Annotated in this window: 19 protein-coding genes and 1 pseudogene; 6 read left to right on the top strand and 14 right to left on the bottom strand. The window is 66.4% G+C overall.

Features of this window, described 5'->3' with window-relative positions; genetic code table 11:
- The first annotated feature begins 73 nt into the window (after positions 1-73).
- Both SLQ31_RS15320 and SLQ31_RS15315 read left to right on the top strand, forming a co-directional pair.
- On the top strand, positions 74-1,207 hold the full coding sequence (locus tag SLQ31_RS15320) for an acyl-CoA dehydrogenase family protein (protein WP_413642304.1): 1,134 nt from the start codon (positions 74-76) through the stop codon (positions 1,205-1,207).
- Between the two features lie 65 nt (positions 1,208-1,272).
- Positions 1,273-1,620: a hypothetical protein gene (locus SLQ31_RS15315; protein WP_319434022.1), complete on the top strand. Its 348-nt coding sequence runs from the start codon at positions 1,273-1,275 to the stop codon at positions 1,618-1,620.
- Positions 1,621-1,635: 15 nt separating this feature from the next.
- Here the strand turns inward: SLQ31_RS15315 and SLQ31_RS15310 are convergent, their stop codons facing one another.
- Together SLQ31_RS15310 and SLQ31_RS15305 are read right to left on the bottom strand one after the other, a co-directional pair.
- Entirely contained in the window at positions 1,636-3,006 is a 1,371-nt protein-coding gene (locus tag SLQ31_RS15310) for an aspartate aminotransferase family protein (RefSeq protein WP_319434020.1), read from the bottom strand.
- A 27-nt stretch (positions 3,007-3,033) separates the two neighbouring features.
- The gene (locus SLQ31_RS15305; protein ID WP_319434018.1) at positions 3,034-4,554 is read right to left on the bottom strand and encodes a CoA-acylating methylmalonate-semialdehyde dehydrogenase; all 1,521 of its coding nucleotides are present in this window, start codon (positions 4,552-4,554) and stop codon (positions 3,034-3,036) included.
- Between the two features lie 80 nt (positions 4,555-4,634).
- Here SLQ31_RS15305 and SLQ31_RS15300 point away from each other — a divergent pair, with 80 nt between their 5' ends.
- The gene (locus tag SLQ31_RS15300; protein WP_319434016.1) at positions 4,635-6,203 is read left to right on the top strand and encodes a PucR family transcriptional regulator; all 1,569 of its coding nucleotides are present in this window, start codon (positions 4,635-4,637) and stop codon (positions 6,201-6,203) included.
- 18 nt (positions 6,204-6,221) lie between these two features.
- On the opposite strand, the gene SLQ31_RS15295 is transcribed toward SLQ31_RS15300, so the two are convergent.
- Positions 6,222-7,049, bottom strand: a complete 828-nt coding sequence (locus SLQ31_RS15295; protein ID WP_319434014.1) for a formate/nitrite transporter family protein — start codon at positions 7,047-7,049, stop codon at positions 6,222-6,224.
- An 84-nt stretch (positions 7,050-7,133) separates the two neighbouring features.
- On the opposite strand from SLQ31_RS15295, the gene SLQ31_RS15290 reads away from it, so the two are divergent.
- Both SLQ31_RS15290 and ripD read left to right on the top strand, forming a co-directional pair.
- On the top strand, positions 7,134-7,913 hold the full coding sequence (locus SLQ31_RS15290; RefSeq protein WP_319434012.1) for a hypothetical protein: 780 nt from the start codon (positions 7,134-7,136) through the stop codon (positions 7,911-7,913).
- Between the two features lie 236 nt (positions 7,914-8,149).
- Positions 8,150-8,635 (top strand): annotated as a pseudogene (gene ripD / locus SLQ31_RS15285) (NlpC/P60 family peptidoglycan-binding protein RipD); the annotation flags it as partial.
- Between the two features lie 192 nt (positions 8,636-8,827).
- Here ripD and SLQ31_RS15280 read toward each other — a convergent pair.
- On the bottom strand, positions 8,828-9,118 hold the full coding sequence (locus SLQ31_RS15280) for a DUF4193 domain-containing protein (RefSeq protein ID WP_108054403.1): 291 nt from the start codon (positions 9,116-9,118) through the stop codon (positions 8,828-8,830).
- 174 nt (positions 9,119-9,292) lie between these two features.
- Positions 9,293-10,078, bottom strand: coding sequence for an acyl-CoA thioesterase (locus tag SLQ31_RS15275; RefSeq protein WP_319434008.1), 786 nt, complete (start codon positions 10,076-10,078; stop codon positions 9,293-9,295).
- A gap of 60 nt (positions 10,079-10,138) precedes the next feature.
- Here SLQ31_RS15275 and SLQ31_RS15270 point away from each other — a divergent pair, with 60 nt between their 5' ends.
- Positions 10,139-10,957: a transporter substrate-binding domain-containing protein gene (locus tag SLQ31_RS15270; protein ID WP_319434006.1), complete on the top strand. Its 819-nt coding sequence runs from the start codon at positions 10,139-10,141 to the stop codon at positions 10,955-10,957.
- 7 nt (positions 10,958-10,964) lie between these two features.
- On the opposite strand, the gene SLQ31_RS15265 is transcribed toward SLQ31_RS15270, so the two are convergent.
- The 9 genes from SLQ31_RS15265 to SLQ31_RS15225 form a co-directional block, all read right to left on the bottom strand.
- Complete coding sequence (locus SLQ31_RS15265) at positions 10,965-11,738, bottom strand: enoyl-CoA hydratase/isomerase family protein (RefSeq protein WP_319434004.1); 774 nt, start codon at positions 11,736-11,738, stop codon at positions 10,965-10,967.
- Between the two features lie 71 nt (positions 11,739-11,809).
- Complete coding sequence (locus SLQ31_RS15260) at positions 11,810-12,637, bottom strand: acyl-CoA thioesterase domain-containing protein (RefSeq protein ID WP_319434002.1); 828 nt, start codon at positions 12,635-12,637, stop codon at positions 11,810-11,812.
- 162 nt (positions 12,638-12,799) lie between these two features.
- Complete coding sequence (locus SLQ31_RS15255; RefSeq protein ID WP_319434000.1) at positions 12,800-13,135, bottom strand: thiocyanate hydrolase; 336 nt, start codon at positions 13,133-13,135, stop codon at positions 12,800-12,802.
- Positions 13,132-13,848 carry a thiocyanate hydrolase subunit gamma gene (scnC, locus tag SLQ31_RS15250; protein WP_319433998.1) on the bottom strand — a complete coding sequence of 239 codons (717 nt, stop codon included), beginning with the start codon at positions 13,846-13,848 and terminating at the stop codon, positions 13,132-13,134. Before scnC ends, SLQ31_RS15255 begins: the two co-directional genes overlap by 4 nt.
- Before the next feature lie 31 nt (positions 13,849-13,879).
- Complete coding sequence (locus tag SLQ31_RS15245; protein WP_319433996.1) at positions 13,880-14,719, bottom strand: SH3-like domain-containing protein; 840 nt, start codon at positions 14,717-14,719, stop codon at positions 13,880-13,882.
- Positions 14,720-14,834: 115 nt separating this feature from the next.
- Positions 14,835-15,338, bottom strand: coding sequence for an isoprenylcysteine carboxyl methyltransferase family protein (locus SLQ31_RS15240; RefSeq protein WP_319433994.1), 504 nt, complete (start codon positions 15,336-15,338; stop codon positions 14,835-14,837).
- 11 nt (positions 15,339-15,349) lie between these two features.
- Complete coding sequence (locus SLQ31_RS15235; protein ID WP_319433992.1) at positions 15,350-16,456, bottom strand: type III polyketide synthase; 1,107 nt, start codon at positions 16,454-16,456, stop codon at positions 15,350-15,352.
- A gap of 272 nt (positions 16,457-16,728) precedes the next feature.
- Positions 16,729-17,619, bottom strand: a complete 891-nt coding sequence (locus SLQ31_RS15230) for an alpha/beta fold hydrolase (protein WP_319433990.1) — start codon at positions 17,617-17,619, stop codon at positions 16,729-16,731.
- Positions 17,620-17,657: 38 nt separating this feature from the next.
- Entirely contained in the window at positions 17,658-20,003 is a 2,346-nt protein-coding gene (locus tag SLQ31_RS15225) for a Tex family protein (RefSeq protein WP_319433988.1), read from the bottom strand.
- Positions 20,004-20,074 lie beyond the last annotated feature (71 nt).

Genomic DNA, 20,074 nt, shown 5'->3' with positions numbered 1-20,074 from the left:
CGCCGCAAGATCGGAAAAGACATTGACGTCGACAGTGCAATCGGGGGATCAGCTCGTCGGATTGGCGCGCGGTATGCGCGAGCTGGTGGCGGCGCAGGCCGGTGAGTCCGAGCGGCTGCGCACCATCGCCCCTGCGGTCGTCGAAGAGATGTGGGCCAGCGGGCTGATGCAGTCGTTCAACCCGGTCGCGGCGGGCGGCGTGGAGCCGTCGTTCACCGAGATGATCGAAACCTGGATCGAGATGGCGTGGCAGGACGGGTCCTTCGGGTGGATCGGGATCGCCAATCTGCCGTCGTCGTTCGCCGCCGCGGCTTATCTGCCCGACGAGGGTTTCGCGGAGGTGTTCACTGCCAACGACAACCGCGTCACGCTGGGCGGGCAGTTCTTTCCCAACGGCCAGGGTGCCGCGGTCGACGGCGGCTACCGGGTGACCGGCTCGTGGAGTTTCGGGTCGGGCACCGGTCACTCCGAGTACGTCTGCGCCGGGTTCTTCCCGATGGACGACGGTGAGATGCGCTGGGCGGCCGAAGGCATGCCCGAGATGCTGGTGGCGGTGATCCCGCGTGCCTACGTCGACTTCAAGGACGGTTGGCACGTCCAGGGACTCAAGGGAACTGGCTCCTACGACTACGGCGTCGACGACGTGTTCGTGCCCGCCAGCCGGACGTTCCCGCTGTTCTCGCGGGTCCCGTACCGGGGCAGCTCGCCGGCTACCCGGATGGGGCTGATGCCGGTGACGGCGGCCGGTCATGCATCGTGGGCGCTCGGGATCGCCAAGAGCATGCTCGACGATGTCGAGGAGCTGGCCGCCACCAAGTTCCGGATGAGCGACATGGCCTCACTGGCCAGCCGGCCGACCTTCCAGAAGGATCTGGCCCATCACGTCGCCGCGTGGCGTGCGGCGCGGCTGCTGGTGCTGGATGCGTTCGGCACCGCCGAGGCTGCCGTGGCCGGCGGAGATGACCTCACCCCGGCACTGCGTGCCGACATGCGCGTGGCCGCGGTGTACGCGACCGACGTGTCGCGCCAGGCCGCCGAGTGGGCGCATCTGGCCGCCGGCACCACGTCGATCCGGGAGGGCAGCCGCCTGGAGCGCGGGTTCCGCGACATCTACACCGGCACCCAGCACGCGTTCATCAGCGAGAAGGTGGCGATGGATGTGGCCCAGATCTGGCTGGGCATCATCGAGGATCAGCCCGGACTCTGAACGGCGCACTCGGCCCCGGCATTTCGCGCGCGCTCTGGCGTAGCCGGGATTAGAGTCCGAAGGTTATGACCGACTGGTCCGATCCTCGGCTTCCTCGCGCTGAAACGACCAGTCCGCGGCAGCTCAAACGGATGAGCCGCAACTTCGCCGGCGTCGGGGTCGGCATTCCGCCGGAGCGTCTGCAGCAGATCGCCATGGGCGGGACGGCCACCGACGACGAGCTGGTCGACGTCAGCTTCGCGCTCACCGCCACGCAGCTGCTCAGCGAGAAGCGCCGGTCCAAACGTGGCCGCGCACAACGACATGCCGTGCGCGGGTTCATCCTCGTCGTCACGATTCTGATCGCGATCAACGTGCTGTTGTGCCTGGGGCTGATGCTGTTCGTCCTGACCCAGCACACGACCCCGTATTAATCAGCCCGTCACGTATCAGTCGGCGACGTCCAGCGCCTTGTCCAGGATCGCCAGGCCCTCGGCCACCTCGTCGTCGCTGATGTTGCAGGCCGGCACCGCATGGATCCGGTTGAAATTGGCGAAGGGCAGCAGACCGCCGGACTTACAGGCGGCCAGCACCTCGTTCATCGCGGGGCTCGAGCCGCCGTAGGGCGCCAGCGGTTCGCGGGTCTGCTGATTGGCCACCAGCTCGAGCGCCCAGAACACGCCCAGTCCGCGGACCTCGCCCACCGACGGGTGGCGGGCAGCCAGCTCCTGCAACCCCGGGCCGAGCACCTTTTCGCCGAGTCGCGCGGCGTTGGCCACCATGCCCTCGTCTTCCATGGCGTTGATCGTCGCCACCGCGGCGCCGCAGGCCAGCGGGTGCCCCGAGTAGGTCAGCCCACCGGGGTAGGCGCGATCGGCGAACGTCGCATAGATCGCGTCGTTGATCGCGACGCCACCGAGCGGCACGTACCCGGATGTCACACCCTTGGCGAAGGTGATCAGGTCGGGCACCACGTCAAAGTTCTGGATTGCGAACCACTTTCCGGTCCGGCCGAACCCGGCCATCACCTCGTCGGCGATGAACACGATGCCATGGCGATCACAGATCTCCCGCACGCCGGCCATGTACCCGGGCGGGGGCACCATGATGCCCGCGGTGCCCGGCACCGATTCCAGGATGATCGCGGCGATGGTCGCCGGGCCCTCGTGTTGGATCAGGCGCTCGAGATAGTCGAGGGCACGCTCGGATTCCTGCTGCTCGTTCTCGGCGAAGAACGACGACCGGTACAGGAACGGGCCGTTGAAGTGCACCACGCCGGAACTGGCGTAGTCGTTGGCGTAGCGCCGCGGGTCACCGGTGAGGTTGATCGCGGTGTCGGTGCCGCCGTGATAGGAGCGGTAGCGGGAGAGCACCTTGTAGCGGCCGGTGTGCAGGCGGGCCATCCGGACCGCGTGCTCGACGGCGTCGGCGCCACCGTTGGTGAAGAACACCCTGTTCAGGTCACCGGGGGTTCGCTCGGCAATCAGCCGGGCCGCCTCGGACCGGGCGGCGTTGGCGTGCTGCGGCGCGACCGTGCAGAGCTTGGCCGCCTGCTCGGCGATCGCGGCGACGACCTTCGGATGCTGGTGGCCGATATTGGTGAACACCAGCTGGGAGGAGAAGTCGAGCAGCTTGTTGCCGTCGCCGTCCCAGACGTAGGACCCCTCCGACGCGACCAGCGTCATTGGCTTGATCTGCGCCTGCGCCGACCAGGAGTGGAAGACGTGCTGACGATCCAACTCGTAGGCCCTGGCGGCTTCGGCACGGGCGGTGTCGAGGTCCTGGCCGTTGGGGAGGACGTGGGGAGCAGTTGTCGTCATGCGTGCCTCTTTCGAGCTCAGTTGTGCTCAGTTGTTCTGTGGGAAGCCGAGGTTGATGCCGCCATGGGAGGGATCGAGCCACCGCGTGGTGACCACTTTGCCACGGGTGAAGAAGTGCACGCCTTCGGTGCCGTGCGCATGGGTGTCACCGAACAGTGAACTCTTCCAGCCGCCGAAGCTGTAGTAGGCGGTCGGAACCGGGATCGGCACGTTGATGCCGACCATGCCGACCTCGACTTCGTTCTGGAAACGCCGGGCGGCGCCACCGTCGTTGGTGAAGATCGCGGTGCCGTTGCCGTACGGGTTGGAGTTGATCAACGCCAATGCCTCGTCGTAGGTGTCCACCCTCAGCACCGCGAGCACCGGGCCGAAGATCTCGTCGGTGTAGACGCTCATCTCGGGGGTGACGTTGTCGATCAGGGTGGGGCCCAGCCAGAAGCCCCCGGAGCCGTCGCCGTCAACTTCGATCTCCCGGCCGTCGACGACGATGGTGGCGCCGTCGGCTTCACCGGCATCGATGTAGGAGGCCACCTTGTCCCGGTGGGCCTTGGTGACCAGCGGGCCCATGTCGGTGTTGCGGGTGCCGTCACCGATCTTCAGCGACGTTGTGCGCGCGGCGATCTTGGCGACCAGCTCATCGGCGATCGGGCCGACCGCCACGGCCGCCGAGATCGCCATGCAGCGTTCGCCCGCCGAGCCGAACCCGGCGTTGACCATCGCGTCGGCAGCCAGGTCCAGGTCGGCGTCGGGCAGGATCACCGCGTGATTCTTGGCTCCGCCCAGGGCCTGCACGCGCTTGCCGTGCTGGGTGCCGGTGGAGTAGACGTACTGCGCGATCGGGGTCGAGCCGACGAAGCTGACGGCCTTGATGGCCTTGTTGGTCAGCAGCTCGTCGACGGCGACCTTGTCACCCTGCAGCACGTTGAAGACGCCGGCCGGAAGCCCGGCCTCGGCCCACAGATTCGCGATCCACAGCGCGGCCGACGGGTCCTTCTCAGAAGGCTTGAGCACCACAGTGTTTCCGGCGGCGATGGCGATGGGGAAGAACCACATCGGCACCATCGCGGGGAAGTTGAACGGGCTGATGACGGCGACCGGGCCCAGCGGCTGCCGAATCGAGGCGACGTCGACGTTGGTCGAGGCGTTCTCGGTCATTCCGCCCTTGAGCAGATGTGATATGCCGCAAGCGAATTCGACGACTTCCTGGCCGCGGCTGACCTCACCGAGCGCATCGGAGAGCACCTTGCCGTGTTCGGCGGTGATGATCGCGGCGAGCTCCTCCTTGCGAGCGTTGAGCAGCTCACGGAACGCGAAGAGCACCGTCGTGCGCTTGGCCAGCGAGGTGTCGCGCCACGCCGGGAACGCCGCGGCCGCGGCATCGATGACAGCGCGGGCGTCGGCGACGTCGGCCAGTGCGACCTGACCGGTGACCTGTCCGGTGGCCGGGTTGGTGACGGGGGCGGTGCGATCGCTGCCGCCGGCGAAGTTCTTCCCGCCGGCCCAGTGGGCGATGGTGCGAACGCGAGTGTTGGGCGCGGTGAGAGTCATACGTCGATTCTGCGGGCGGTTGGCGCCGCGCAGGACCGACGAAGTGTAAGCAATGACCGCTGTACTCATACACTGTGTAAATGCAGCTGACGCTCGCCGACATCCTCGAGCTGCCATCGATTCGCGGTGGTGAGCCGGAGGTCGTGTGCACCGGGCCGATGGATCAACCGGTGCGCTGGGTGCACGTCAGCGATCTGGCCGACCTGTCCGGCCTGCTGACCGGCGGGGAGCTGGTCCTGACCACCGGCCAGCCGTTGGCCGATCCGGCCCGGCGCGACGGATACCTGCCCGGGTTGGCCGACGCCGGCGCCACCGGCGTGGTGATCGAGCTCGGCCTTCACATCGACGCGCTCCCGGAATCGGTTCGCGATATCGGCATGACGCTCTCGCTGCCGGTGATCGTCCTGCACCGACCGGTTCGCTTCATTGACGTCACCGAAGAGGTTCACCGCAGAATCGTCGCCGACCAGTACGCCGAGGTGGCGTACGGGCAGCGGGTGCACGAGGCATTCACCGCGCTGAGCATGCGCCGCGCCTCCGTCGACCAGATCGTCAGCGCCGCGGCGGAGATGCTGGGCACCGCGGTGGTGCTGGAGGACCTCAACCGACAGGTGCTGGCGTTCGACGGTTGGGGCGTCTCGACTCCGGTCCTGCTGGCGGATTGGGAGCGTCGCTCCCGGCTGACCGCCGGCCACACGTGGACGGCCTGCCCGGTCGGCCCGTATCGCGAGGAATGGGGCCGGTTGATCGCCCCGCTTGTCGCTACCGACGGGCGGGCGGTGATGACGTTGGAGCGGGCCGCCCAGGCCCTGGCCCTGCACCGGATGGTCGAGCAGAACCGCAGCTCGCTCGAACTTCGCGCCCAGAGCGGCCTTGTCGACGATCTGCGCCGCGGCCGGATCACCGACGAAGCCGAGGCGACCGCCCGCGCCCACGCACTCGGACTACGCCCGGCACTGACGTATGTGCCGATGGCGGTGCGGGTTCGCGAAAGTGCCGGCGCCGATCAGGTCGCGGTCGCTCAGCGGCGGGTGCGGACGTTGGACGCGATCATGCACACGGTGCGCGCCGCCGGGCATACCGGCCTGGCGGCCACCCGCGATGACGGGCAGGTCGACCTGGTGTTGGCGCCGCAGCGGACCAGCACTCTCGACGAGGTGTGCGCGGCGATCCGCGAGTCAGTCATCCGCCTGGATGGCGTCGGCGACTGCACGATCGGAGTGGGACCGGAGTCCAGCAGGCTGGTCGATGCGGTGGGCGGTCTGCGCGAAGCAGGACACGTCGCCGAGGTTGCGATGTCGATGCCGTTGCATGACAAGGCATTTCATCGCGCATCAGATGTGCGGCTGCGCGGTCTGCTGGCACTGATCCGTACCGATCCACGCGTGCAGGCCTTCGCCGAGACGGAACTGGCCGGACTGCTTGCCTACCGCGCCAAACACGGCGACGAGGCGTTCGATCTGTTGCGGCGCTTCCTGGACGCCGGCGGCAACAAGGCCGAGCTGGCCAGGACGCTGCACATGTCACGGCCGACCCTGTATTCGCGATTGGACGCTCTCGCGCGCATCATCGGCCTCGACCTCGACGACGCGGAGTCGCGGACGTCATTGCACGTCGCGGTGCTGATCCTCAACGCGGCGGGGGAGTAACCGCAAGCTCGTGGGCGATCAACTCGCGGCTGGATCGTCAGCGTCCTTGCGCTCGTCTTTGATTCGCTCCTTGCTCCGCACCAGCCGAAGCATCGTCACCAACACCAGGCCGCCGGCGATGTTGCCGACCAGCGTGTACCAGAACCAACCCAGCCAGTCGAGATAGCCGAACGGCGCCTCACCCGTGGCGAGCGCGCCGAAAATCAGCAGCGAATCCAAGATCGAGTGGAACAGCGCAAGGCCGGCAAGCACGAACGCACCCGCCACGGCGGCCGCGATCTTGCCGGGCACCGAGTCGGTGCCATGCTGCATGCGCGTCATCAACGTGATCACCATGCCGCCCAGCACCGCCAGCGCCAGGCTCTGCACAGACAGCGGCGCGGTGACGAAATGCTCTGCCGACTCGATCGTTTGCGCTTTCAGCTTGGGCAATGCCGTGATGATCAGCGCCATGATCAACCAGCCGCCGACGAGGTTGGCAAGCAGCGTGCCGCTCCACAGTTTCGCCAGCTGGCCGAGGCTGGCGCGCTTGGCAGCCACGGTGGCAACCGGTACCAGAAAGCCCTCGGTGAACAACTCGCTGCGACCGAGCAGCAGGGCCAGGAAGCCGATCGAGAAGGCCACGCCGGCCAGCAGCTGATTGTGGGTTTCGTTCAACACCGACAGGTAGGCCAGTACGCCGATCGCGACTTCGGTACCGCCGAAGAACCCGGTGACCAGTACTTCTCGCCAGCTGCGGTGAAGGCGCTGGCTGCCCTCGTCAACCATGCGGTTGAACGCCTCTTCCAACTCGTCCTCGATCGGACTGTCGGACTCACCCAATTGGCGCTGGCTCGTTGTGCTCACGATTCGGGGTACCCGCTGGCAGCAGGCCGAACACCGGGGCGCCGCTGAGCAGTCGCCCAACGCGCCGCCATAGACTGGCCCACCGTGGGCATTCTGGTTGGCTTCGCGCCGTGGATCGTCTATTGGGTTCTGGTCGGTAACGTCCCGTTCGAGACGGCCGTGCTGGTCGCCCTCGGTATCGCCGTCATCGGGCTGGTGATCGGTCGCACCAAGAAGGCGCCCGGCCTCACCTTCGAAATCGGCGCTGTCGCAACGTTCTCCGTACTGACGATCCTGACCTTCGTGACGAGCCAGTCATTCATGGAGCAGTGGATGCAGCCCCTGAGCAACGCGGGGATCTTCCTGATTGCCTTGGTGGGCGCACTGGTCGGCAAGCCATTCGTGCGGGAGTTCGCCTCGGCCGGTCGCCCCGACGAGGTGATCAAGAGCGATCTGTTCAAAAAGATCACCGCACTGCTGACGTGGATCTGGATCGCCGCCTTCGCGGGTATGACGGTGTCCTCGGCGATCCCGCCGATCGTGCAGGGCGACGCGACCATCCTCGACACCAAGACCCCGTTGTCGTTCGTCTGTTACTGGGTCATCCCGTTCGCCTTCATGGGACTGGCGGCGCTGGCGTCGCGCATCCTGCCCGACAAGATGACCCCGAGTGACGACGTGGTTCGTGAGACGTCATTCGTCGCCTACAGCGAGGCCGCCATCGACGAGCTGTACTACCTGGCGCAGGAGCACGCCAACCGCGAAGTCGGCGCCGGCAAAGAGGCTTACAACGTCAAGGTGGGCGGCATGGGCATCGCGCTGACTGGCGACGATTCGCGCAAGTCGTGGCCGTCGACGTACCGGGTGCGTGACCGGCGGCAGTGAGCCGTCCGTAAGCCGACGTCAGGCAAGGTTGCTGGCGCGCGTCGGCGATCGCAACCAATCGGGCAACTTTGCACACCACTTCGGACACTGTTACGTCACGGTTTGGCTAAAAGCCCTGTTCAGGCCTCAACCGTGGTCAACGGCTGTCAGCGATTTGCTGTAGAAGTTACAGAAGTGACCTCTGTGATCGGGACGGAGCTTTGCTCAGAGGCGCCCGGAAGGTGGAAATGAACATGATGAAGAAGCGCGTGTATGCCCTGGCGATCAGCCTGATGATGCTGCTCGCCATTCCCGGCCTGCTGGCCCCGGCGGCGACCGCCGCACCGGTCAGCCGGGATCAGTACGTCCAGCTGGTGATCCAGCGTGGGCTCGCCCAGCGCGGCGTGCCCTATGCCTGGGCCGGCGGCGACATCAACGGGCCCACCCTGGGCAAGGGACCGAGCGCGGCGGTGGTCGGATTCGACTCCTCTGGGCTGATCCAGTACATCTTCGCCGGCGTCGGCGCCAAGCTGCCGCGTTCGTCGGGCGACATGTACAAGGTGGGCCAGCACGTGACCGCCGACCAGGCGCTGCCGGGTGACCTGATCTTCTATGGACCCGACGGCACCCAGAGCGTGGCGATGTTCCTCGGCAACCAGCAGATGCTCGAGGTCACCGACACCGTCGTGGCGGTGTCCGCAGTGCGCGCCAAGGATATGACTCCCTACCTCGTCCGCGTCATCGCCTAAGCCCCCGGGGGTGTGCTGGTCGCGTCGACTATGTGTCGGCGAGCGGCACGCCCCTCAGGGGTGGGCGGCAGCGGATACGAGTTCAGAGTTGTTGTCGCGCAGCTGAATTGCGGCGCACGGAATCACCGGCACGACTCGGTTTCCTGCACTGGCTGATCCGACCACAGCGGTCGGATCAGCCCGCCGTCAGGCGCAGTCGGTGCAGGTCATGCTCGAAGCATCGGCAAGCCGGCTTCGGTGGTGCACCAGAAAGCAGCTGGTGCAGGTGAACTCGTCAGCCTGCTTGGGAATCACCCGAACAGTGAGCTCCTCGTCGGACAGGTCTGCGCCCGGCAACTCGAAGGAGTCCGCCGCCTCAGCCTCGTCCACATCGATAACGGCCGTCGCCGTATCCTTGCGCCGCCCCGCCAGGTCTTCCAGCGACTCTTCCTCAGGCTCGGCCTGGGTCCGGCGAGGGGCGTCATAATCAACCGTCATGGTCCGTGCCTTTCGTTCTTACCGCACTCGACGTCGCGACAACGCGGCCGAATGCGAGTTTGTTCCCGCAGCGGGTCTCGGCTAAACACCGTTGTTTCACCAGTGGCTGAGCTGTTGCCCCAACTCGGACACCACCGTCGAGTTCCCATGCCATAGCAACGCAATACAGAGGCGTCAGGTTCGCCAAAGCGATTCCTGGGCGACACTGGCGATCAGGGTACCGTCACCACGGTGAATTGACCCCCGTGCCAAACCCCGCGCGTCGCTGTGACTTACCGCAGAAGCGTCGTACAGGTGCCAGTGATGGAGATCGGTGGGCCGGTGCAGCCACAGCGCATGGTCGAGGCTGGCCGCGCCGCCCGGGCTGGGACGCCCACCTCCCGGTGGCCGGGCCGAGGACACCAGCCCCAGGTCAGAGATGAATGTCAGCGCGCACGCCCGCAGTATCGGATCGTCTTCGAGCGGCTCGCGGGTCCGAAACCAGAACGGTTGGAACGGCCAGTCGTCGTGACCGTGCTGCCCTGGCGCGACCCGGATCTCGAAGTGATCGGCCCATCGCACCGGCAGGTTTGTGACTATTGTCGCGTCCGACAGTTCCACCGCGAGGAGATCTGACCGCTGCCAGTCGGTGGTGGTCTCCGGCTGATGGAATGACGCCATCATCTCGAAGATCGCCGCGCCGTCCTGCACGGCGGTGACCCGGCGGGTGTTGAAGGAGCGGCCGTCGCGAGTGATCTCGACGGTGAACTCGATGTCGACGCCGATCCGGCCGCCCTTGATGAAGTACGCGTGCAGCGATTGCGGCAAGCGGCCCGAATCCACCGTGGCGGCCGCGGCAGCCAGCGCCTGCGCGGCGATCAACCCGCCGTACAACCGGGGCCCCACCCCGAATGTCGCCGAGGTGTGAAATGTCTGCCCGCCGCCGTCGAGCCGGACCAAGTCCGCGATCCAGCTCGGCATGCTCTCCCCGCGGTTGTCGTGGTCGAAATCGCACTCACGATAACCGCCTACACTGCGGTGATGGACCGCGGGTGCACGAACCGCATGTGGCCGTTGAACTTTGGCGCACTGACTCTCGTCACGGCCATCGCCGTCTCCGGTGCGGTCGCACCGCCGGCCGCGGCGGGCGGCGACCCGCACGCGCTGAAGGTCTGCACCACCGGCGACTACCCGCCGCTGACCTACCGCGATCCGGCGACCGGGCAGTACAGCGGCGTCGACATCGACATGGCCAACGACCTGGCCGCCCATCTCGGGCGACAGCCGGTGTTCGTTGCGACCACCTGGCCGACGCTCATGGCTGACCTGACCTCGCCCGGCATGTGCGATATCGCCGTGGGCGGGATCACCGACACACCCGATCGGCGCCGCGTCGCCGACGCCACCTCGCCCTACCTGGCCAGCGGAAAGACCCCGGTGGTGGCGCCCGCCAACGCAGGCCGGTTCTCGTCGATCCAGGACATCAACCAGCCCGGCGTGCGGGTGATCGAGAACAGCGGCGGCACCAACGAACAATTCGCCCGGAAGAATTTTCCGGATGCTCAGATCGCGATCTGGGCCGACAACACCACGATCTTCGATCAGCTCGCGGCGGGCAACGCCGACGTGATGGTCACCGATGCGGTGGAAGCGATCTACCAGTCCTCGCTGCACCCGGGGTTGGTGGCCGAACACCCGGAGCAGCCGTTCACCTCGGAGGCCAAGGCCTACCTGCTGCCCAACGGCAGTCCCATCGCCGGCCAAACCGACTCGTGGCTGGCCGGCGCGCTGCATGACGGCACGTTCGCCGGGATCTACCAGCGCTGGCTGCACACGCCGGTACCCGAGGCACCCCAGTAAGGGGCGCTCAGCGGCCCCGCCACTGCGGCTTGCGCTTTTCCCGCCAGGCCTGCAAGCCTTCGGCCACGTCCTCGGTGGCACCGGCCACCTTGCGCATCACCTCGCCAAAGCGCACCGACTCGATCCAGCCCATGTTCGCGGTACGCCAGGCCACTTCCTTGGTGGCCCGCTGGGCCAAGGGGGCGGCCTCGGTGAGGGTCCTGGCCCACGCCTGCGCTTCTGCCTGGAGGTCCTCAGGTTCGACGAGCTTCCACACCAAGCCGATCTCCTTGGCGCGCTGGGCGCTGATCGGCTTGCCGGTGAGCAGAAGCTCCATGGCGTTGGCCCAGCCGACGCGATGCGGCAGCCGGACGGCACCGACGATGGTGGGGACGCCCAACGTCACCTCGGGGTAGTGAAAAGTAGCGTCGGTCGAGGCAATCACGAAGTCGCAGAACAACACTCCGGTCAGTCCGTAGCCGACACACGGCCCGTGCACGGCGGCGATCGTCGGCTTGAACAACTCCATGCCCGACTCGAAGCTGTTGATGGTCGGCTTCTCCCAGAAGGTCCCGCCGAAAGTCCCTACCGCGCCTTCGCCGTCCTTGAGGTCACCGCCGGCACAGAAGACGTCACCGGTGGCCGTCAGGATTCCGACCCAGGCCGCCTCCTCGTCACGGAACCGGTCCCATGCGGCGTTGATCTCCTGACGGAGCGGGCCGTTGATGGCGTTGCGGGCCTCGGGGCGGTTGAGGGTGATCGTGGCGACGTGGTCGTCCAGCTGGTAGGTGACGAGGCTCATTTCTGCACTCTAGTTATGCCCGTCGAGGCCGCCCCCGACGCGGCCTCGACGAACCTCTCACTCGGACGGCTCTAACCGCCGATGTCCATGCGGGGCGCCGGATTGGCCATCGCGGTCACCATGCTGCTGCCGAATGCCCCGCCGTCGTCGAACAGGGTCGCGCTACCCACGGACACCCCATTCTCCGAGAAGTGAGTGTCGGCCTGCACGCCGATGAACACGCCGCGCGGCAGCCGTGTGAGTGCCACGGTCAGGTCACCGTTGATGTAACCGATTCCGCTGGCGCCCATGTCGGTTACCAGATTGGCGGCCGCTTCGGCGACGACCGCGGACCGCACAAACGGTGTGGCAGCCAGGCCGGCCACCGCGTCCAATCCGCCGTAGTAGGCACGCTTGCGCCCAGTGCTCTGGTGCCGCAAGCCCATCGGGCTCCAACCGGTTCCGTCACCGTCGACATGCAGGGGATAGTTTTCTCCCGCATCCGGCGCGATGACAGTCATCGCGGACTCCCATTGCTCATCGACCGACGTGTTCGTCTGGCGATACTGCAACAGCGTCGCCCTCGCGACGATCCAATCGTCTTGGATGATGTCGCATTCGGCCGTGCGCATCCGGTGCCCGTGCCGAATCAGCCGGGTCTGGGTGTGCGTCGGGACGGCTCGGGCCGGCTTGAGCAGATCGAGGGTCAGCCGGGCGGGCAGGTATCCGACGGCGCCGTATTTGCGCTCCAGCGTCGACGCCGCGAGTCCGGCGATCGCCTGACCGCTGAGCACACCGTCGCTCCACGAGGCCGCGGCCGAGGTCGTCGGCCGGAAGCTCCCGTTGGCTTGCTGAACGAAATATGCCGGGCGGATACCGATCGCGCCGGAAGCCGCTGCCGTACGTTCCGACAAATCCATGCTGCTGTTCACCGTTGCCATCCTTTTGTTTTGGGGAGCCGCCGCTTGCTTGACGGCTCACCAGCAACTATGACGCGCAACGACGTGGCGGACTGTCCACCGATCGGCTGGAATACAGGATGAATGCAGTGTCCACCGATTGGGGGACACCCGCGCAGTGAGTCAGGACTCCAGACGGGCGCGAACAACGGAAAGCCGTTGCTGCAGTTCATCTTCGGAGATGACACCCCTGGCCAGCAGTGAATGCGCCAGCGCGACAAGCTGGTTCTCCGGGTAAGGAAGCTCGGAGTAGACGGTGGCCGAAAGCTCATCTTCCTCGTCGCGCCGCTCCTTGAAGGACGGGACATCGGCGTCACAGGCGGCGTGGTCGAGCGCGTCACACAGCCCGTCGAGGCTGGTCTTCCACGGCGGCACCGGGTTTTCCACCCCGTATTTGGCCGCCATCTCGGGCCACACCTGATTGCGTTCGACGATCTGCTGCAGCGTGTCGGGGTTCATTCGCCGACCGGGTGCATCGCGGGACGGGTATCGGTGATGACGTTGGTGGTCACCCCGGGTTTCGGCAGGGCGACGCCGATCAGGGCGTCGCGGGTGAGGATCTCGGTCAGCTGGTCTTCGGTCCAGCCGTCCGTGCCCTCGGGGCGCATCGGCATCACCATGAACCGGTGCTTCTGGTTGGAGTCCTGGACCCGGACTTCGATGTCGTCGCCGAGGTAAAGGCCGAACTCCGACAGCACCTGGCGGGGCCAACGCACAAGGCGCCGACGGTAATTGGGCGTGCGATACCACTCGGGGGAGTTGCCGAGGATCGGCCGCGGGTAGCAGGAGCAGAGGGCACAGACGATCACGTTGTGCAGGGTCGGTGTGTCCTCGAGGATCTGGAAGGCGGTGAAATCGCTGGGGGTGCCGAAGCCGGTCGGCTCCAGCCAGTCGACGCCGACTTCCTTGCTGGCCGTCATCGGCTCGCGCAGCGCCAGCGCCTTGAAGTCGGGATCCAGCCAGGCACGGGCGACCAGTCGGGCGGCCGGAGTCGGGCCGATCTGCTCGGCGAACTCGGTGAACCGGCGGTGCTCTTCGGCGGTGAAAATGCCTTTCTCGATACATAATTCGCGCAACGCGATCTCGAGTACCTCGAAGTCGGTGATCTCGTCGACCATCGGTTTGACGGTCCGGTCGTGGTCGTGGTCGTGGTCGTGGTCGTGTGCAGACATGTACTTCCGTTCCGGGGTGAGGGCGGCGGGCTCAGTGGGCGGCTTGGAGCCAGTGCTCGGGAATCTCGGTCCGGAGGCTGTCGACCTCGGGACCGTTGAAGTCGTCCCACAGCTCGGACATGCTGAATTTGACGACGTAGAACCATTCCGGCTTCGCGTCGGGAATGTCCCAGGTTTCGTCCTCGGCGGCCGGACTCTCGTAGGCCACCGCGTCGATGACACCCCGGGCCCCACGGACGTACTCGGGTGTGCGGGTATAGAACAGCACCGGCAGTTCGCGGACGACGACCGGGTCGCCGACCTTGAACTTCGCCGCGCCGGCCTTGCCCGCGTACACCTGAGGATCGCCCTTGCCCTGCGCGTGCACGATGTGGCTGTTGCGCTTGACCTGCGATCCGTCGCCCTCGGACTTCGGCTCGGCTTTGAGGGTCTTGCCTTCCAGCCCGCCGGCGTAGCGGTCCTTGACCTCGGCCATCCGCTCGGTGAGTTCGGTCAGACCGATGTGATGCTTCTCGATCAGCACCCGCGCCACAGACAGCAGCCAACGGCCGTAGTACGGGAACCCGAGATACACGGCACGCTGGACGTCGACGTTCCCGATCCGTCGCCGTTCCTCCGAGAGCCAGATGCCGCGCCACGCGAGTACCTCGCAAATGACATAGGTCATGTGCTCCCAGTACTCGTAATCCTTGTTCTCGTACTTCATCGGGGCATCCGGCTCGCCGCCGACGTCGTGCACCGGCTTCATGTAGGCGACGAACCGTGCATGATCGAGCAGATCCGGAGTGGGAGCGTCCGGCAATTCGGGATAGGCCGACTTGAGCCGGGCAACCAGCGCCAGCTGATCGGCGCGTTCTGCGGCAGTGCTCATGGAAAGCCCCCTCGTGACCGTGCACAGGTCCAACGGGTGCCAAAGTAACACCGTTTATGGCCGAAAGTGGTTGCAATCCATGGGCTCTTACCTGCCGGGCAATTTCAGCTAGTTCTCAGGCATAGCCCAGCGCCACGTTCTCGGCACGGATGCGCACCGTGAGCACCAAGGCGTTGGCGATGCTGAACACGATCGCCGTCACCCAGGCGGAGTGCACCAGCGGCAGTGCGGCCACCTCGGCAACCACCGCCGTGTAGTTGGGATGGTGCAGCCAGCGATACGGGCCACCGTCGACCAGGGGCGCACCCTTGATCACGATCAGGCGCGGGTTCCAGTGCTTACCCAGCGTCGACACACACCACCAGCGCAGGGCGGTGCTGAGCGCCACCACGCCGACCATCGGCCAGCCGAGCCAGGGCAGGAACGGCCGGTGCGTCGTCGCCACTTCGACGATGCAGGACACCAGCAGCAGGGTGTGCATCCCGACCATCACCGGATAGTGGCCACGGCCGAACTCTCGGCCGCCTTGAGCGAAGGACCATCGGGCGTTGCGCCGCGACACCACCAACTCGACGAGGCGTTCGACGCCGATCAGAGCAATGAACAGGTAGTAAAACATTGCCATCTCCTTCACCAGCTCAGCAGCAACAGTTCGAAGCTGAAGCCAGGCCCCATTGCCAGCATCACTCCCAGCGAGCCCGCCGCAGGAGCTTCCGCGAGAGTTCGGTTGAAGACGTCGAGCACCGACGCGGACGACATGTTTCCGTTGTCCCGCATGGATTCCCAGCTGTGCCGCAACGCTTCGGCCGGCATGCCGACCGCGTTGGTGATCGACTCGAGCACCTTGGGCCCGCCCGGGTGACACACCCAGGTCGTGATGTCGGCGGTCGTCAGCCCGTGGTCGGCGAGGAACCGGTCGACCTCCTCGCCGAGATGGTCGTCGGCCATCTTCGGAACGTCGCGCGACATGACGAGCTGAAATCCGCTGGAGCTCACATTCCATCCCATGACCTCGACGGTGTCGGGCAACAGTGCGCTGCGTGTCGCCAGTATCTGCGGGCCCGGCTGCAGGGGGAGTCCGGCAGGAGCCCGATCGGCGCCCGTGCCGACTACCGCGGCCGCGCCGTCGCCGAACAGGCAGACGCCGATGAGCGCCGGAATCGATGTGTCGTCACGTTGCAGCGTCAGGGAACACAGCTCGACGGAGAGCAACACGGCGACGTGGTCGGGAAAACCGCGCAGGTAGTCGTGCAGCCGCGCCATCCCGGCGGCACCGGCCACACAGCCGAGGCCGAACAGCGGGATGCGCTTGACGTCGGATCGGAGCCCCAGCTTGGAGGCGATGCGGGCATCGATGGTCGGCACCGCCACACCGGTGCTCGACACGGTCAGGATGGCGTCGACCTCGTCGGGGCGCAGGTGCGCTTCGTCCAGGGCGCGGCGCACCGCCTGCTCGCCGAGTTCGACGGCAACTTCGAGGTACGCCGCATTGGCTTCGGTGAACCCGCCCAGCTTCGGGTAGCGGTCCACCGGCAGCGCGAGGTTGCGGTATTCGACGCCGCTGGTCCGGGCGAAGCGGGCGAACCCGGGTTCGGCGAACTCGGTGAGCGCGTTGGCCACCTCGTCCTGGTCGTAACGATTGGTCGTGAACGCGACGGCGGTACCCGCGACACGGGGATCACCGTGTCGAGGGGTGCCAATCGAGTTCAGTGAGCGATAAAAATCTGTATCTGTCATGCGCGCTGTAACGCACCGGAGGCCGCAAAAAAATTCCGTTTCATCCTGCGCGTGAAATATCGCACAGGAACATGAAATAATCGACGGCTATCCGTATAAGTTCACGTCAGTCGTGATTGTATGAAAACTTAAGAAGCACAACGTAAGTGGAGCCTGAGAATTCCCAGGAATGCCGGCGAATCTGACAACTAATTGCGCATCGGCTGCGGGAACGCTGGCAATCGTTAATACAGGTGAACTTTTTCCGGCGGTATTTCGTGCGCTCGTCTGGACTACGAAAAGAATTGCCGCAGTTGGTCGGCCATCATGCGGGGGTCGCCGGCCTGATCCTGTGCCGCCCCGTGGTTCAGCCCCGCCAGCTCGACCCGGCGCGCGTTCGGCAGCACGCCCTCTAGAGCGTCCAGCGTGCCGGTGAACAGAGTCGGCGCGTCGCTGCCGCACATCAGCAGACATTCCGCTGTCACGGTGCGGTAGAAGTCGATGGTGCCCTCGGTCGCCATGACCTGCCGCAGCTCGGGGATCAATGCCGGCACCAGATCGCGCAGCGCGACGGTGTCACCGCGCGCTGCCAGTGCATCAAGCGACAGCAGCAGGCGGCAGACCAGTGGCGCGGCCAGGACGCGGCTCATCAGCCGGTAGGGAGCTGAAACCGTGTGCATCCGAGGATCATTGGCCGAATCGACGGCCAGGCTCGACATTGCTCCGGCGACGTCGCCCTTGGCTATCAGCGCCTCACCGCGGCCGATGGTGGCCTTGAACGCCGGCAGGTCGGGTTGGCCGACGAAGATGACGGGCTCGAACACGGCCACCTTGCGGATCGCCGGGATCGAGGCCGAGCCGTGCAACGCGAACAGCCCGCCGTCCGCCGTCCCGAATACACACTCGGCGCCGGTCTCGGCCACGACCGCCGCAAGGTCCTCGTCCTCACTGGCGATGCTGTAGTTCGGGCCGTAGGGGCCGCTCATCCCGCGCCCACGCCGGTCGGGAATGCAGACGGTGAACCTGTCGGCCAGTGCGGCACCGAGCTTCAGATAATGCTGCGATGCAAGCGCGCCGCCGTGCAGGATCACGATCGCAGGGCCCTGGCCGAGCTGACGAAAGCCGATCGTGGTGCCGTCCATGGACGTCACGGTCTTCTTGGCGTATGCGACCTTGTCACTCATGGCGCCTCCCCAAGCCGAACCTAGCAGGGGAGAGGCCCCTACCGGCCGAAGCCGGCGTCGCGCAGTGCCTGCGCCATCGAGCCGGCGGACGGGGTGCTCTCGCGCCTGCCGCCGTCGTTGCGACGTGCGGGTTGGCGGCGCTCACCGCGGCCGGTGGTGGCGGCAGGGCGCTCGGTGCGCTTGGCCTGCTCGCGCTTTGGTTCATCACCGAGGCGCAGGGTCAACCCGATCCGCTGGCGGTCTACATCGACCTCGAGGACCTTGACCCGCACCACCTGACCGGATCGCACCACCTCGTGTGGGTCGGAGACGAATTTGTCCGACATCGCCGACACGTGCACCAGACCGTCCTGGTGCACACCGACATCGACGAAGGCGCCGAAGGCTGCGACATTGGTGACGACACCTTCGAGCACCATGCCGACCTTCAGATGGGCCAGCTTCTCCACGCCGGCGGCGAACGTCGCGGTGGAGAACGCGGGGCGTGGATCGCGTCCCGGCTTTTCCAGCTCGGCGAGGATGTCGGTCACCGTCGGCACCCCGAATCGGTCATCGGCGAAGTCCGCCGGCCGAAGCGCACGCAGCGACCGTTCGTTGCCGATGAGTTCGGCCAGTGCGATGCCCGAGCGATCAAGGATTCGGCGGACCACCGGATAGGCCTCGGGATGCACACCCGACGCGTCGAGCGCGTCGTCGCCGCCGCGAATCCGCAGGAATCCCGCGCATTGTTCAAAAGCCTTGGGGCCCAACCGCGCAACCTTCAGCAGTGCGCTACGGCTTCGGAACGGTCCGGTCTTCTCCCGGTGCGCGACGATGGCCTCGGCCAACGACTCCGACACACCAGACACCTTCGCCAGCAACGGAACCGACGCGGTGTTCAGGTCGACACCCACGGCGTTGACGGCATCCTCCACCACCGCGTCGAGACTGCGCGCGAGCGTGCCCGGGGTGACGTCATGCTGATACTGACCGACACCGATCGACTTCGGCTCGATCTTCACCAGTTCGGCAAGCGGATCCTGCAACCGCCGTGCGATCGACACCGCGCCACGCACCGTCACGTCCAGACTCGGCAGCTCTCGGGCGGCGTACGCGGACGCCGAGTACACCGAGGCACCGGCCTCACTGACCATCGCCTTCACCGGCGCCCCCGCACCGGCCGGACGGATATCGGCGATGAGTTCGGTGGCCAGTGCGTCGGTCTCGCGCGACGCGGTTCCGTTGCCGATGGCGATCAGCTCGACGCCGTGGCGCGCGACCAAAGCCGCCAATGCCGCCTTGGCCGAATCCCATTGACGCTGAGGCTGATGCGGGTAGATCGCACAGGTATCGAGCACCTTGCCGGTGCCGTCGACGACGGCGACCTTGACGCCGGTGCGGAAGCCGGGGTCCAGCCCGAGCGTGGTGCGAGTACCGGCCGGAGCCGCCAGCAGGAGATCCTTGAGGTTCTTGGCGAACACCGCCACCGCGTCGTCTTCGGCGCGCTGGCGCAACCGCATCCGCGCGTCGACCGCCCCGGAGATCATCAGCCGGGTACGCCAAGCCAACCGGACGGTGGTGGCCAGCCACTGTGTTGCCGCCGCCTTGGCGGACATGTCCACCCCCAGCGACTGGGCGACCATCACCTCGTAGGCATCGTCGCTGCCGCCGTCGAAGCGCAACGCAAGGGCCTGCTCTTTCTCGCCGCGCATGACCGCCAGCACCCGGTGCGACGGCATACCCTCGAGCCGCTCGGAGAACTCGAAGTAGTCGCGGAACTTCTGTGCCGCTGGGCTTTTCGCAGACTCCTCGGAGTGGGGTGCGGTCCGCAGCGCGCCTTCGGCCCAGAATTTGCTGCGGACCGCGCCGACCAGCTCGGCATCTTCGGCGGCCCGCTCGATGAGGATGTGCCGGGCACCGTCGAGTGCCGCCGCGGCGTCGGTGAGATCGGCGTTGAGAAACTCGGCGGCCGCGGTTTCGGGGACGACGGCTGGGTCGGCGAGCAGCCGATCGGCGAGCGGCTCGAGACCGGCTTCGCGGGCGATCTGAGCTTTGGTACGCCGCTTGGGTTTGTACGGCAGGTAGATGTCCTCGACCCGGGATTTGGTATCGGCCGTGAGCAGCGCCGCCCTCAGTTCGTCGGTCAGCTTGCCCTGCTCGTGGATGGAAGCCAGCACCGCGTCGCGCCGCTCGTCGAGCTCGCGCAGATACCGCAGCCGCTCCTCAAGGTCGCGTAGCTGTCCGTCGTCGAGGCTGCCGGTGACTTCCTTGCGGTAGCGGGCGATGAAGGGCACGGTCGCCCCCTCGTCGAGCAGCCGGACGGCGGCGATCACCTGAGTCTCGGCCACCGCGAGTTCCTCAGCAAGACGGGCATTTACAGATTTGAGGGTTGAGCTCGAAGTCACGCCGAGACCCTACCGAACGATCCCGACAAACCGGCGAACGGTCGAAGGGATGTCGCAAGAGTTCGAGTCTG

It is taken from the genome of Mycobacterium sp. RTGN5 (assembly GCF_033804465.1).
GTDB lineage: Bacteria > Actinomycetota > Actinomycetes > Mycobacteriales > Mycobacteriaceae > Mycobacterium.
The sequence above is the reverse complement of the archived record's forward strand: the minus strand, read 5'-3'. Positions and strand labels throughout refer to the sequence as shown.

Excerpts from the sequence above, each read along its gene's own strand:
- SLQ31_RS15320 (WP_413642304.1), top strand. The coding sequence starts at position 74 with ATGCGCGAGCTGGTGGCGGCGCAGGCCGGTGAGTCCGAGCGGCTGCGC.
- SLQ31_RS15315 (WP_319434022.1), top strand. The coding sequence starts at position 1,273 with ATGACCGACTGGTCCGATCCTCGGCTTCCTCGCGCTGAAACGACCAGT.
- SLQ31_RS15310 (WP_319434020.1), bottom strand. The coding sequence starts at position 3,006 with ATGACGACAACTGCTCCCCACGTCCTCCCCAACGGCCAGGACCTCGAC.
- SLQ31_RS15305 (WP_319434018.1), bottom strand. The coding sequence starts at position 4,554 with ATGACTCTCACCGCGCCCAACACTCGCGTTCGCACCATCGCCCACTGG.
- SLQ31_RS15300 (WP_319434016.1), top strand. The coding sequence starts at position 4,635 with ATGCAGCTGACGCTCGCCGACATCCTCGAGCTGCCATCGATTCGCGGT.
- SLQ31_RS15280 (WP_108054403.1), bottom strand. The coding sequence starts at position 9,118 with ATGACGGTTGATTATGACGCCCCTCGCCGGACCCAGGCCGAGCCTGAG.
- SLQ31_RS15275 (WP_319434008.1), bottom strand. The coding sequence starts at position 10,078 with ATGCCGAGCTGGATCGCGGACTTGGTCCGGCTCGACGGCGGCGGGCAG.
- SLQ31_RS15270 (WP_319434006.1), top strand. The coding sequence starts at position 10,139 with ATGGACCGCGGGTGCACGAACCGCATGTGGCCGTTGAACTTTGGCGCA.
- SLQ31_RS15265 (WP_319434004.1), bottom strand. The coding sequence starts at position 11,738 with ATGAGCCTCGTCACCTACCAGCTGGACGACCACGTCGCCACGATCACC.
- SLQ31_RS15260 (WP_319434002.1), bottom strand. The coding sequence starts at position 12,637 with ATGGATTTGTCGGAACGTACGGCAGCGGCTTCCGGCGCGATCGGTATC.
- SLQ31_RS15255 (WP_319434000.1), bottom strand. The coding sequence starts at position 13,135 with ATGAACCCCGACACGCTGCAGCAGATCGTCGAACGCAATCAGGTGTGG.
- scnC (WP_319433998.1), bottom strand. The coding sequence starts at position 13,848 with ATGTCTGCACACGACCACGACCACGACCACGACCACGACCGGACCGTC.
- SLQ31_RS15245 (WP_319433996.1), bottom strand. The coding sequence starts at position 14,719 with ATGAGCACTGCCGCAGAACGCGCCGATCAGCTGGCGCTGGTTGCCCGG.
- SLQ31_RS15240 (WP_319433994.1), bottom strand. The coding sequence starts at position 15,338 with ATGTTTTACTACCTGTTCATTGCTCTGATCGGCGTCGAACGCCTCGTC.
- SLQ31_RS15235 (WP_319433992.1), bottom strand. The coding sequence starts at position 16,456 with ATGACAGATACAGATTTTTATCGCTCACTGAACTCGATTGGCACCCCT.
- SLQ31_RS15230 (WP_319433990.1), bottom strand. The coding sequence starts at position 17,619 with ATGAGTGACAAGGTCGCATACGCCAAGAAGACCGTGACGTCCATGGAC.